Genomic DNA, 14,513 nt, shown 5'->3' on the forward strand with positions numbered 1-14,513 from the left:
TAGGGCTGGGGTAAACCCCAGCCCTACCGGCCAGCTCATTTTCCAGTTAAACATATATTCACAGCTTGGCCCAAATCCAATCACATTTGGCCTAAAACCAACGGTTGATTCGAAGGTAGTATTGGCATATTGCAAACGAGTTCAAAACGACGTATATACCCATCGGTGCGCAGGCAAACCGTTAAGCCCTTACCACCCTTACACCTGTAATCCGGGCATTTTAATTGTCTTATCACCCGTACACCAGAAGCCACCTTAACTTAAAAAAATATGAGAAAGCGTGTTAATCAAGTTGTTTTAGTATTAGTGGGTGTGTTCCTGGCTTACATATTGTTTTATCCGGTACCAATAGATCCTCAAGGCTGGACGCCACAAGCGGATGTTGGTTTGACAGGACAATTTGCTCCCAATCACGCACTGGGTGCCTTACACAAAATGGCGAATGGGCAATGCAATCGATGCGAAGATGTAGCGGTCGATAGTTTAGGGAATGTGTATGCCGGTGACGTTGATGGAAATATTCTGGCCTTTAGCACTGATTTTAAAAACCGACGGGTACTGGCCAAAACAGGCGGACGGCCTTTGGGGATGATCGTAGACAAGCAAGGGAACGTATACACGGCAGACTCACCCAAAGGGTTGCTCAAAATATCACCCACAGGCGTATTGACTGTGCTGACTAATTCCTGTAGTGGTCGACTTATTACATTTGCGGATGACCTGGATTTTGGCCCTGACAGCACCATTATTTTCTCGGAGGCTTCCGATAAATTTCCAGACGCCATTCATATGCTGGATGTTTTTGAGCATGGGGCAAATGGAAATCTGTTTCGCTATTCCCTAAAAACAGGAAAAACAGAGCAATTACTGGATGATTTATATTTCGCCAATGGCGTTGCCGTATCGCGGGATGGCTCTTATGTTCTGGTCAATAACATGACAAAGTACCAGGTATTGAAATACTTTTTAAGCGGAGCCAAAAAATGGAAGTCCGAAGTCTTTCTGGATAACTTGCCAGGCTTTCCGGATGGGGTCAACATCAGCCCGGAAGGAACGATCTGGTTAAGTATGCCATCGCACCGATCAGAAGCGCTCGACAAACTACTTCCCTATCCGTTCCTGCGTAAAGTGATATTTATGCTTAACCTGACTCCAGAAAAGCCAAAGCACTATGGGCTCATTCTTGGCTTTGATGAATCCGGTAAACTGGTGTATAATCTGCATGACCCTTCGGGAAGTTATTCTGATATCACCAATACCGTCCCCTTTCAGAACAAACTGTATTTGGGCAGCATTTACCAGACAAGCATAGGGGTTTATGAATTACCGGCGTCAACAGGTCAATAAGATGAGTTCAAATCCGCAACGTATATACACGCACGGTTAACACGAAGCGATCCACACAGTCGTGTATGGATCGCTTCGTATATTAAGGCAATCATGCAGATAAGAAGGCTCCCAGGCTGTTATAACCTAACGGGCCAGTGCACTTGGTTAAGTAAGGGTGAGGTTTCATTTATTTTTAGAATTTTTCGTTGAAACAGCCTGATAAATAGGCTTAATGGCCGGTATGTCCAAATAACGATCACATTTGACCCAAAACCAACATTCACTTCGGGGTAAGTATTGGAATATTGTATGGTCGCCCACAAGGACAGTATCTCTACTTTTTTCCACCTCGAAAACATGAAAGCCATCCAATCAAACGTACTAAACATTGGCCAGGAGCCATCTACTCTGGTTCAAACCCCTTTTACCGAGTCCACCCATGATGGTAGTATCCTACCCCTTCCATTTATTACAAGTCAATCGCTAAGCGATCCATTTCCTCAATCTGCACCATCCCTATCCACACAGTCGGATCGTTTTCATGCGCTGGATGCCGTTCGGGCATTTGCCCTGATTCTGGGAGTCTTTTTTCATGGGAGTCTGTCTTTTGTCTCCTACATAGGCTATTTCTGGGCCGTTCGCGACTCACAACCCAGCGTTTTTATGGATGGATTCTTTTACCTGTCCCACACCTTTCGTATGCAGGCCTTTTTCGTGATTGCCGGGTATTTTGCCCATTTCATTTACCACCGACAAGGGGCAAAAGGCTTTTTCACGCATAGGGTTCGTCGCATTCTACTTCCTTTTCTGCTGTTCATGCCACTTATATATATGCTTGCAGTAACCCTTTGGGTGTGGGGACAGCAGCGAATGGGAATCTTCTTTCCCAATACGCCAATGGCAAAAATAGCTCCCTGGTTGATCATGAAAGATAATGTACTCACCCTGAAGTGGTTCAATACAAACGTAACCACGGTTCATCTTTGGTTCCTGTATGTTTTGATGATTTTCTGCCTTACGGTTTCTGTAACAAGACCTTTATTTATAAAACTCGATCGGTCGCACCGAATCCGAATTGCTTTGGACAAAGGGTTGGCTAAACTGGCCCGAAATTCATGGGGTGGAGTAGCACTTGGTTTGATTCTGGTTTTACCCATGTTCAATGGGCCCAGTTGGGTTGGTGTAGAAGCCATGAAAGGTGTTATTCCGGTTCTGAGCGGACTGGGTACCTATGGGCTTTTTTTTACCGTCGGCTGGTTTTTTCATCGGCAACCCGCGCTTATAACAGAGCTGAAACGATTCTGGAAACTAAATCTGGCCATTAGTATCGTCTTATTGGGCGGGCTCACGTTTTTCCTGCTGAGACTGACTTATCTTCAGGCGGCTCCCCCAAATTTGCCCGCTATTGACCCTAAAATTGTCAGTGGCTTTCTGCCGGTTACAAATGTCATTTATGCAGTTGGATCCATGACGGCCGTATTTGCCTTCATAGGTGTCATTCTTCAGTATTTTGATACCCCCAGCAAACGCATTCGCTACCTGTCCGATTCAGCCTACTGGATCTACCTCGCTCACTTGCCCATCGTTGTCTTTTTTCAGATTCTGGTGGCTCCGCTTCAGCTTCACTGGCTGTTGAAAATGCCGCTCATATTCGTGCCCACGTTTGCCATCCTCTTCCTGACCTATCACTTTGGCGTTCGGAATACCTGGCTGGGAACGCTGCTCAATGGCAGGCGGTATCCGCTTAAATAACGTGAATAATGGGTTGATTAGCTTAAAATCTAGCTTATACGCAGTTATCACCCACGTTATACAGCGATTAGATCAAAAAGATTTCACCACAGAGGCACAAAGAACACAGAGGTTGATCAGGAAATAAAGTTTCCTGATCAACCTCTGTGTTCTTTGTGCCTCTGTGGTGAAATCTTTTTGATCTAGCCTGGATTCTGATCTTCAGTTAAACGAATGCTAACCTGCATTTAGCCATTATTCACGTTAAATAAGTAGCCGTTCACGGTAAAAAGCTGATCGATGATAGGAAAATCGTCTCTATGCACGTTAAACCAATTTTAAACAATAAATACCATATCCTGACGATATGGCATTTATGTTTTAACCAGGCCCTCAAGCGTATCAAGCCGATTACTTATTTACCTTACCGGATAAACGAAGACTAAGCTATTTACCGGATGACAACCGCTTTACACCTTAATATCCCTGATTTTGCGGGAATGTCGAGCTGTTGTTGTACGTGTCAATTTCCGATTGCGGAACGGGATAAAGTGTTCGATACGCAGGCATGGTGATGCCCGTCACTTTAATGGCGTCCACGGCCGTACCGGTACGAATTAGATCGAACCAGCGGTCGTTCTCCAGCGCCAGCTCCAACCGACGTTCATTGATTATTGCCGTCCGAAAAGCCTCTTTTGTTGGCAGTTGGGCACCCGTATAGGTGGGAACACCCGCCCGCGTGCGCACCAGGTTCAGGGTTCGGAAGGCTTCGCCATCAGACTGATAGCTAACTTCGTTCAGGGCTTCGGCATACAGGAGCAGGACGTCGGCAAAACGCAGCACCGGGAAATCGTTGCCGACATCATTGGTGCCCGACAACTCATCGTAAAACTTACGCGGTACAGCATTGATACTGGTCGGCACGGGTACCTGAACGGTTAATGGGAGCCGTTTATCCGTTGGCAAATAAGCGGCCCGCAACGAAGGTTCGATATTGTCGCCAATGCTGGTACCGTACCAGGAACCATGTCCTTCACCCTGCAAACCACCTTTTTTGAACTTAACGGCAAACAAAATTTCCGCATTATTCTTGTTGGTGACCAGGAATACATCAGCTACATTGGGCAGCAATCGATAGGTTGTGCCATTCACGACATCTCGCAGGGTCGACACCGCCAGGTCATATTTCTTCTCCGTTACATACACCTTACCGAGCAAGCCCTTGGCCGCGCCCGAAGTAGCCCGACCAACATCAACGCCTGTATAGGCAGCAGGTAAACCGGCAGCCGCATCGGTCAGGTCTTTTTCGATGGCTGCGTAGATCTCGGGCACTTCATTCCGAACAAACGAGCGGGCTTCGGTCGTTGTACCTGCTTTCAGCACCAGCGGCACCCGCCCCCACAACCGAACCAAATTGAAGTAGGACAACGCCCGGATAAACTGCGCTTCGCCTTTATAGCGGGCTTTGAGCGCAGCATCCATGTTGACCGCATCGATCTTGTCCAGAATCAGGTTGCAGCGGTTGATACCCGTGTACAGACTTCCCCAGGTATCCCGCAGGACCGAGTTGGTCGTTGGCTCAATAAACCGGTCGATGTTGTACCGGAGGCCGGCGCTGGAAGACGGATCATTATCGAGAACATTATCGCTTCTGGCCTCGACGATTGTGTTGTAATCACCACCATATTGGCTCGGACTCTGGAGCGCATCGTACGCACCATTTACCGCATTACCGAAATCATTGGCGGTTTTATAAAAATTGTCAGCGTTGGGCTGCGACAGGGGTTTTAAGTCCAGAAAGTCCTTCCGGCAGGCCGACAGCCCGATGAGTAAGGCAACGACTAAAGTTATTTTTTTCATGACGGTTTCTAGAAAGACAGGTTGAGGCCAACGGATGTGGTGCGGGGTAACGGATAAGTACCGTAGTCTTCACCCGACGAGAGGGCACTGTCGGGCCGACTGTTCACTTCCGGATTGTAGCCAAGGTATTTAGTGAACGTGAACGGATTTTGCGTGGTCACATACAATCGGGCGCGGCTCAGCTTTATCTTTTGCAGCAGCGTCGTTGGCAGCGAATACCCGAGCGTAATTGTACGAATGCGGACGTACGAGCCGCTTTCGATATGCCAGGTGGAGATTTCACCGTTGGAGCCCGAAGCCAGCCGGTTGGCCCGGTTGACCAAACCATTGCCCGGATTATCGGCCGATTGCCAGCGGTCGAGCGCCCCCCTGAAGAGGTTGCCGTTGCCTTCCATGTTATAAATATAGCGCCGGATGAGGTTCAGGATCTTATGCCCCTGAACACCCTGAACGGCCACCCCCAGATCGAAACCCCGATAAGCGAAGTTGTTGGTAAAGCCAAAGGTGAACTTGGGAAAATAGCTGCCCGTAACAGCCCGGTCGCTGCTAAAGTCAATCTTCCCATCGCCATTGTTATCTCTGAATTTAAAATCGCCTGGCCGGGTAGTTGTGGTATGCGGATAGGCGTCAATTTCAGCCTGATTTTTAAAGACACCGTCATTAATCATCGTATAATACTCGCCAATCGGGTGTCCAATCTGGGTAATAAACTGCGCCCCGGCCACACCACCGGCCACAATGATCGGGTCGCCGGACGGTCCGAGCGCGATCACTTTATTTCGGTTAGCGGCTATGTTGGCACTGGCATCCCAGCGGAACCGACCAAATGTCTGGCGTGTACCCAGTGTGAGTTCCAGACCCTGGTTGTTCACTTTACCGATGTTCTGTAACTCGGTGCTGAAGCCTGACGCACGCGGAACGGGTACATTCAGCAGCAGGTCGGAAGTATTGGCATGGTAATAATCGACGGTCATATTCAGGCGATTCCGAAAGAAACTGACATCGAAGCCAATATCGAACATAGCCGTTTTTTCCCACCGGAGCTTATCATTGGCCGAATTTGTCGGGGCCAATCCGCTCACGATGGTCTCGGGGCCGAGGATGTAGTTTTGATAGCCAAGCAGACTGACAGACCCATAGTTTGGTATCTGGAAGTTGCCGGTTAGTCCGTAGCTGGCCCGCAGTTTCAAATCACTGAGCCAGGTAGCCGATTTAAGGAACGACTCCTGCGATAGATTCCAGCCGGCCGATACAGATGGAAAATACCCCCAGCGATTGGCTTTTCCGAAGCGTGACGAGCCATCGGCCCGAATAGCTGCCGACAACAGGTACTTTCCATTGTAATCGTACTGCACCCGACCAATGTAGGAAAGCAGCGACCACTCCTGAACATCGGAACTTCCGGACGATACCTGACCCGCGTTGAGCGTCTGCACCAGGTCGTTGGGGAAGTTGGTTGCCGTCAGTTCATTCGCTACACGACGATCTTTCTGCGACGAGAAGCCCGCCAATGCCGATAAGTTATGCACCCCGAAAGACCGGTTGTAATTCAATGTGTTCTCCACGATCCAGTTCACAAAGTTCTGTGCTCTGGAAAAACCGGTGGGTACAGATGGGCCTTTGCGGTCCCTGATTTCGAGCGTCGATGGCCGGTAGTAATCCCGCTGGAAACTGTTAATATCCGTTCCCAGACTCAGCCGGTACGAAAGCCCCTTCAAAATCTCGTATTGAGCATACGTATTGCCCAACACCCGTAACTGACCCAACTTATCGCTCACCTGATTGGCGATAGCTACCGGATTCAGGATCGAAGTAGCCCCATAACCCCAGCCATTGTTCCCGAAATTGTAGGAGCCGTCGGCGTTATACACCGGAAAGATCGGTGCCATTTGCAGGGCCAGTCCAATAACACCTTCGCCCAGATACGGGCCTTCTGCCTTGATCAGATCGTGATACGAATACGTTGGGTTCAGGTTTGCCCCCACCGTGAGCCGACCACTCTTCACATCGACGTTGGCCCGGGCACTATAGCGCTTAAAACCGGAGTTAATGACCACACCCCGCTGATCGAGGTAGTTGCCCGACACGTAGAACTTTACGTTTTCCTTCCCGCCTGAAATCGAAATGGTATGGTTCTGGATCGGTGCCGACCGGAAAATGGCGTCCTGCCAGTCCGTATTTGTCAACCCAGGCTGACCGGATAAATACGGGACAATTTCGGGCTGAATAAGCGTGCTGGGCGCACCCACGCCAGTACTCCGGATGGCGTTGGCATCGGTAGGCTTACCCGTTGGATTGCGGTCGAGGTACGCATTGTTCTTGGCTTCATAGCTCAGTTGCGCATATTCATAGGCATTGAGCATGTCGATCTTTTTCGACACCTGCTGAACGCCAACGTACGAATCATAGCTGACAATAGTTTTCCCTTCCTTCCCCCGCTTGGTGGTTAGTAAAACCACGCCGTTGGAACCTCTGGAGCCATAGATAGCGGCTGCCGAAGCATCTTTGAGCACTTCAATGCTTTCAATATCATCGGTATTGAGTGTACTCAGCACATTAATGGGATTGTCCGGAAATTGCGTGTTGGTACTTCCCGTCGCAAACTTGGTATCGCGCGAAAGCGGGATTCCATCTACTACATACAGCGGATCGTTTCCGGCGCTGATGGAGCCCGTTCCCCGCACCCGTACCGACAGTGCGGCACCCGGGGCTCCCGATGTCTGGGTTACCTGAACACCCGCAATTTTAGCCGCCAGCGCCTGATCAAAACTGGCTACTGGCTGGTTCGCTAAATCCCTGGCCTTAACTGAGCCAATGGCCGTTGTCACATCCCGCCGATTCTGTACCCCATACCCGACCACAATGATTTCGCTGAGCGCATTATCTGAACTACTCAGTTTCGCATCGACAACACTCCGATTACCTACGGTAATTTCGAGGGGCTGATACCCTATAAACGAGAAAACCAGCACGGTACCACGGGCAGGTAACGAAATCTGGTACTTCCCGCTGGCATCGCTGGTGGCTCCTACGTTGGTCCCTTTAACCTGTACGGTGGTCCCCGCCAGTGCCTCGCCTGTTGCTGCATCCGTCACAGTACCCGTAATAGCCGACTGGGCAAACGAAAACTGAAACGCAAAACATAAAAGTGGGATAAGAAGCCATTTTTGACCACCTATCCTGACATAATCCGGTAATGAATTTATCATATTGGGTAAGTTTGATAAAATATTTACACACTACTGATTAGCCCCAATAAACGACAATAGGTTAATGGGTGCCAACCAGCGATATGCAATTATATTCATTACTGAACGATTATCGGGATATTTCCCACTTAAATTATAGCTTTAGTATTTTATTTAATTATTGATAGAAATAATTGCAATAAACTTTCACTATCAGCCTTACTGATTGACCCTCAAGCATCTTGCGCTGGTGGAAATGAAACCTCCCCAGCAGCCCCCCCGGGCTCAACAACCCAAAGGCGGATACCCGACGCGGTATTTCCAGCCGATCCGTTTTTCACCTCACCTGTAGCCAGATAATGAATAACCGCTTGCTCATCAGCAAGCTCAACCGGTTGCGAATGGGCCTCCCCTGAGGATAAACCGCTAATGTTTTCCAGAGAGTCCACCTTGCTCTGACCCCCTAAAACCATATTCAGGACCTTAAATTCCTTCGTTCTGGCCATCACCCGGATGTATTCGTCGAGCTCGGAGGCTTCGGAACGCTGACAATTCAGGATCGTATAAAAATTGGCTTCATTTCCAATATTGTGCAGAAGCCACTCGTAGATCGTTTTCATTAATTTCAGTTCAACCGTTAACAAAACACTTAAATCTCCAGGAGCTGCTCGGGCTATAGAATCCTACTCTGTTTTTCTAATTATCCTTTGCTTTACAGAAAAGAATGACCGAAGCCACCAGCCCGGCGTTTCAGCAACCTTACTTTGTATCCGTTAAAATTGTTCAATGAAATTTGTTGAGAAGAACTGGGGAGCAGTTTATTACGAACGTGAAAAAACACAAAAATCCCTGGTGAGCCATTTTAGTGCACCAACACAGTTATGAAACGGTGTAATTTAATGGTCAGAAAATATCTGATAATTAACGTTTACATATAAACGTCTGAGTTACTTAGCAATATAGGGACGTTAGACGGGGTGAAGCTTGCTGACGCTTAGTCAGGCTTTCTATGTTGAAACCTGGTTGTACTCAAAGAAATAATAATCCGTTTGATCCTGCTTCAGGGCAGCAGACTATTGCCCACCCGAAATTATCGTTTACGCGCATGCCTTGCCATCAGGAGTAATAGCACCATAACACACAGTCCTACCAGAATGAATGAATCAATATAACCTAAAAGACAAAACGGCGTTATAACCGCAGCCACCAATATAGATATTAGCAAGGGTTTACGCATGACGAAAATCACCAACGTTTGGATAGCTATTAACCAAAGGTAAATCTTTCAAAAAGTTGATAAAGGATATTTGGGACAGACGGTAAAGGTGTTGGTTCTCTAAATGGTCAATGACAAGGTATAGTTTTATCAGGAAAAACATATTGTAACTATAATACATTTTTCTGAATAAATAAGATACTTTCTTATCCCATAGAATCATTTTTATCTTTCAAAATTCGCATATAGATGTACAAACATTTATCTTTGAGCTTTCTATAACCCTCTGCACACCTTTTGATGAGTAAGCGAAAACAAACAATTGAAAAAGACCACTCAAGTAGTAACGTCTCCTTATCGATGTTGGCTTTCGAGCAATTGTTAGGTAACTACAGAAAAATGGTTTGGGAAGTTAAAATTGCGCCTACGCTTATCTCCCCCAACCCGCTATCCAAGTTATTTTAATCGTGAATTTGCCGGGTGCGACTATTACCCGGTCATTTACTCTGGTCAACAGCCCGACACCTTCGGCGTCAAAACAAGCGCTTTCTTCCCTGATTTCTCACGGCCGGTTTATAATCAGAGAGTATTGCAGACTACATTCTAATCTTCAGCAAGACTGATGAACAGGTTACAGATCAAGGCTCAACTGACCGTTGGCAGGTAGATCACCTGTCTGAAGACTTGACAAAGAAACTCCCAGCAACCGAATCCCCTTAGGGATCGGAAACGTAGCCTCAACCAATTCTACCGCCAGTTGACTAAACGTAGTCTTGCTGGTAATCAGTCGGACAGCTGTCCGACTTCGGGTGATCTGGGTAAAATCAGCGTATTTTATCTTAAGCGTAACGGTTCGGCCCAACACGGAAGTTCGCTCGCAATAACTCCAGACTTTACTTACGATCGGGGCCAGTTCCCGCAGTACCGCTTCGGGTTCGTTTAAATCGTGTTCAAATGTCGTTTCTGATCCAACCGATTTGCGTAAACGATTTGCCTGTACCGGCCGATGGTCAATAGCCCGGGCAATGGAATAGTAATACTGGCCTACTTTTCCGAAATGTTTCGTTAGGAATTCTGCAGACTGCTGGCGAAGATCAAGGCCCGTAAAAATACCGAGCGCATTCATTTTTGCCGCCGTAACATGGCCAATACCGTGAAACTGGGCCACAGCGAGTTTCTCAACAAATGGCAGTCCCTGATGTGGCCTGATCACGAATAAGCCATCTGGCTTCCGGTAGTCGGAGGCAATCTTGGCCAGAAATTTATTATAGGATACACCTGCCGATGCGGTCAATAGGGTTTCCTGCCTGATCTCTGCTTTGATGGTCTGAGCAATTTGAGTGGCAGACATACCGTTTGTTACGGAGCTGCTGACATCCAGGTAAGCTTCATCCAGCGATAATGGCTCAATGAGATCGGTATAACGCGCAAAAATGGCTTTTATCTGAGCAGAAACCGCTTTATAAACCTCAAATCGGGGCTTCACGAAAAGCAACTCGGGACACTTTCGAAGAGCTACTGAGGAAGCCATGGCAGAGCGGACGCCATATTGTCGGGCTTCGTAGCTTGCCGCAGCCACCACGCCCCGATTACCCCCACCACCAACTGCCAGCGGCTTGTTACACAATTCCGGATTATCGCGCTGTTCGACGGAGGCATAAAAGGCGTCCATATCGATGTGAATTATTTTCCTGTCGATGGGCTGGTCCACAAGTAATTGCGCAGGGTTATTGTCCGGCTACGACCGGGATCCCCTGTTTATAAGTTCTTCAAACGGGTTAAGTGGCTTACATCGTATGCCGAACATCCGGCAAGGTGACCGTTTCAAACCAGTACATTCGTAATCGGGAGAGATACTGTTTCCAATCCTCAAAGCTAAAGGGCTTCAGCGTAAATGAAGACGCCCCAAATGTATAGGAGCGCTCTACAAGCTGTGGCGTATCATTGGCCGAAAGGACGACAACAGGTAATGCCCGGCCTTTGGGGTGTACCCGAATTAAGGCCAGAAAATCAAGTCCATCGACCCGGTCATGTAAATCGACATCCAGTAATACGATTTTTGGTACTTTACCTTCCAGTTCTTCAATATACTTTTTTGCCTCTTCAAAACGGTTCACTTGTATAAAAGAGGCTTCCGGAAAATTGTTTTGCGCGGCTCTGTCTAGTATGTCTTTAAGCAACGGATCATCATCAACTACCAAAATAAGAAAAGAAGTAAGCATATTAGGTCAACGTTGAACATTTAGAAAAAGATAGATGGATTGAAAAATTTTATTCGTGCAACTGCCTATTAATTGGTTTAAAATCCATCCACCGGAAGATAAACGGTAAACGTAGCTCCCTTTCCGGGTTTGCTCTGTGCGGTGATGCATCCCCCATGATTGGCCACCACTTTTTCGCAGATCGCCAGGCCGATTCCTGTACCCGTAAACTCGTTTTTTGCGTGAAGACGCTGAAACACCTGAAAAATCCGGTCTACGTATTTCTCATCAAACCCAATCCCATTATCAACAACATCGATACAATGATACGCGCCAACCATTCGAACGGGCTTGATGGAGCGGGGCAGATTGGCCGCCAGTATTCGTTTTGACGTAATCGTTATAACCGGGGCTGTTGCAGGCTGACGGAACTTCAGGGCATTACTGATCAGGTTCTGAAAAAGTTGCCCTAGCTGAGACGAATCGCCCTGTATGGTAGGCAGCGCCCCAACGGTAACAGCAGCACCTGTTTCATGAATAGCCAGTTCCAGGTCGATAAGAACTGAGTTAACCACATCCATTAACGAAACAGCTTCCGTGGCATCCTGCTGAATTGAAATCCGGGAGAAAGCAAGCAGATCTTTGATTAGACCAGACATTCTGCTGGCGGCCGACTGCATACGTTCCAGGTAGTACGTTTCCTCTCCAGGTTGGGAAGCAAACTGCTCCTTTAAAATGTCGCCATAGGACTGAATTTTTCGAAGAGGCTCCTGTAAATCGTGGCTGGCAACGTAAGCAAATTGCTGCAGGTTGTCATTCGAGCGTATTAAGTCCTGATTGGCCAGCATCAAGGCCTGGGTTCGCTGTTGAACTTCCTGCTCCAGCCGCACCTGTGCTTTCCGCTGCTCTGTCACATCCCGGGCAGTGCCCATCATTTTGTAGGCTTTCCGCTCGTCGGTAAAATACGTCTTGGCCTGTGCATGTAAAATCCGTTCGATACCTGTTCGATTATTTACGACGGTAAACTCGGCCTCATAAATACCTCCCGATTCAGGCTTAAGTGCATAAGCAATCGCTTTTTTAACGCGTAACCGATCTTTTTTGTGCACTGGTTCAAATGCCATGTCGATCACTTCGCTGTCTTCGTAGCCAAACCAGTTACGGAGCCGCTCAGAATAAAACACCGCGCCTGTTGCCGGATCAATGCTCCATGTACCCAGTTCAGCCAATTCAATAGCGCCCCGAAAACTTTCTTCCGCTTCGGCGACTTTCTGCCGGTTTACCACCCGTTCCGTAACATCCTGCGCTATTTCGAGGATTGCATAAACTTCATTTTCTGCATTCAGGACCGGGGTGTAACTAAAGTCGTAATAGCCGGATGTCAAGACACCGTTATGCATCACATTGACCTGCGCGTCGAATGTCTGAAAAGACTTTCCGGCGGTGAATACATCATCCAGTATTTGCAGAAACGGTTGATCTTCCAGTTCCGGCATGGCCTCCCGCAGCGTTTTTCCTACAATCGTATCGCCTTTGCCAACGAGATCGATAAACGCCTGATTGGGCGATTCAATGACCAGATCGCGCCCAACAAATAACCCGATGGCCACCGGAGCAGCCTGTAATAAGGTACGGAAACGAGCTTCGCTGGCTTCCACTATCTTCCGGGCTTTGATCTGTTCAGTCACTTCATTGGCTACCTGAATAATACCCGTAAGCTGACTACCTTCGAAATAGGGCGTATAATTCAGGTTGAAATAGGCAGTTTCAAGCACGCCATTGCGCACGAGCGGAATCTCCACAGCCCACCCGTTATAGGATTCGCCCGTTTCGTATACCCGTTTCAATATGTCCATTATGGGCTGACTGGCCAGTTCAGGCAGGGCTTCCAGAGCCGACTTGCCAATGATTTCTGTACCTCGGCTCAGCAGCGAAAGCATCGACTGGTTGACGGTATCAAACACAAAGTCGGGCCCTTTTACCAGGAGCATAGCGACAGGAGTTTGCTCAATCACCTGGCGGAAACGGGTTTCACTTTGCTCTACTTTTTTACGACTGGCGACCGAGTTGGTTACGTCGATGACGAGACCCATGACGCCCATAGCTTCTTCTTCTGCGTAATATATCGGCTGGTAGATAAAATCCAGATAGAGCAGTTCAGTTTTTCCCCGGCGGTTTAACGTAACGGGCGCTTCCCGGGCAATGTAAGGTATGCCCGACGTCATGACCTGCTCCAGTACGGTGTCGAAACCCTGACCCTTAATTTCGGGGAGCACTTCCAGCAACGGTTTCCCAATTATCTCATCCAGTGGCCGACCGATAAATTCAGCATAAGCCGGGTTTGCCATCTGGTACACAAAATCGGGTTGCCGCCCCATGATGGAAAGTACAACTGGTGCCTGATCAAAAAGAAGTTTTAACCGATCAGACTGGGCATAAAAAGGCTCAGCATTCTCCCTATGGGAAATCGTTCCTTCTAATTGTTTTTGCCGTTGCCCAACCAAATGGGTTATATCCTGCACTACGCCCGAAAAACGCTGGAGAATCCCCTCTGCATCAAAATAGGCGGTACCTCTGTTGTCAAGCCAGCGGTTAGGCATTGACCGGGTGCTGAACTTACCCGAAAACTGACCAGCCTCCGGATTTATCAACGCCTGTTGCACTGCACTCCCGAAAACCTCCCGGTCATCCGCATACAGGCAGTCCAGTAACTGATCTATTGCAACGGGGCCATCAGTCGGTAAATCAAACAGGGTCTGACACTGCTCATCGAGATAAAACGCCTTTTTACTCAAATGATATGACCAGGTGCCTATGCCTGCATCCTGAAGGGTAAAAACTAACCGTTCAAGTTCGGCACCATACTCCGGTAAGACTGATTTGTTCTCATTCTTCATTAAATATGTGTGGATAAATCGTTCTACAATTAAACGAATAACCGGGACAGTTTGACACGCTGACTTGTCGGATAGGAGCCCAAAGTGAATT

8 protein-coding genes are annotated in these 14,513 nt (G+C 47.9%); 2 read left to right on the plus strand and 6 right to left on the minus strand.

The genetic code is table 11. The annotated features are described in order from the left end of the window. Positions 1-270: 270 nt before the first annotated feature. Positions 271-1,347 (plus strand): SMP-30/gluconolactonase/LRE family protein, encoded by a 1,077-nt coding sequence (locus tag ACYVK4_RS16610; RefSeq protein WP_461128641.1) that lies wholly within the window; start codon positions 271-273, stop codon positions 1,345-1,347. A 339-nt stretch (positions 1,348-1,686) separates the two neighbouring features. Beyond that, on the plus strand, positions 1,687-3,081 hold the full coding sequence (locus ACYVK4_RS16615) for an acyltransferase family protein (protein WP_461128642.1): 1,395 nt from the start codon (positions 1,687-1,689) through the stop codon (positions 3,079-3,081). 456 nt (positions 3,082-3,537) lie between these two features. Here the strand turns inward: ACYVK4_RS16615 and ACYVK4_RS16620 are convergent, their stop codons facing one another. The 6 genes from ACYVK4_RS16620 to ACYVK4_RS16645 all read right to left on the minus strand — a co-directional run bounded on the left by ACYVK4_RS16620 (position 3,538) and on the right by ACYVK4_RS16645 (position 14,422). Next, a complete protein-coding gene (locus ACYVK4_RS16620) occupies positions 3,538-4,920 on the minus strand; it encodes a RagB/SusD family nutrient uptake outer membrane protein (RefSeq protein ID WP_461128643.1) in 1,383 nt (460 codons plus the stop codon). Between the two features lie 8 nt (positions 4,921-4,928). After that, positions 4,929-8,129 carry a SusC/RagA family TonB-linked outer membrane protein gene (locus ACYVK4_RS16625; RefSeq protein ID WP_461128644.1) on the minus strand — a complete coding sequence of 1,067 codons (3,201 nt, stop codon included), beginning with the start codon at positions 8,127-8,129 and terminating at the stop codon, positions 4,929-4,931. Positions 8,130-8,341: 212 nt separating this feature from the next. Continuing rightward, positions 8,342-8,728 carry a hypothetical protein gene (locus ACYVK4_RS16630; RefSeq protein ID WP_461128645.1) on the minus strand — a complete coding sequence of 129 codons (387 nt, stop codon included), beginning with the start codon at positions 8,726-8,728 and terminating at the stop codon, positions 8,342-8,344. Between the two features lie 1,227 nt (positions 8,729-9,955). Beyond that, on the minus strand, positions 9,956-10,996 hold the full coding sequence (gene dinB, locus ACYVK4_RS16635; RefSeq protein WP_461129610.1) for a DNA polymerase IV: 1,041 nt from the start codon (positions 10,994-10,996) through the stop codon (positions 9,956-9,958). A 115-nt stretch (positions 10,997-11,111) separates the two neighbouring features. After that, on the minus strand, positions 11,112-11,546 hold the full coding sequence (locus ACYVK4_RS16640; RefSeq protein WP_461128646.1) for a response regulator: 435 nt from the start codon (positions 11,544-11,546) through the stop codon (positions 11,112-11,114). 77 nt (positions 11,547-11,623) lie between these two features. Then, entirely contained in the window at positions 11,624-14,422 is a 2,799-nt protein-coding gene (locus ACYVK4_RS16645) for a PAS domain-containing sensor histidine kinase (RefSeq protein ID WP_461128647.1), read from the minus strand. Between the last annotated feature and the right edge of the window lie 91 nt (positions 14,423-14,513).

Source organism: Spirosoma aerophilum (genome assembly GCF_054782495.1).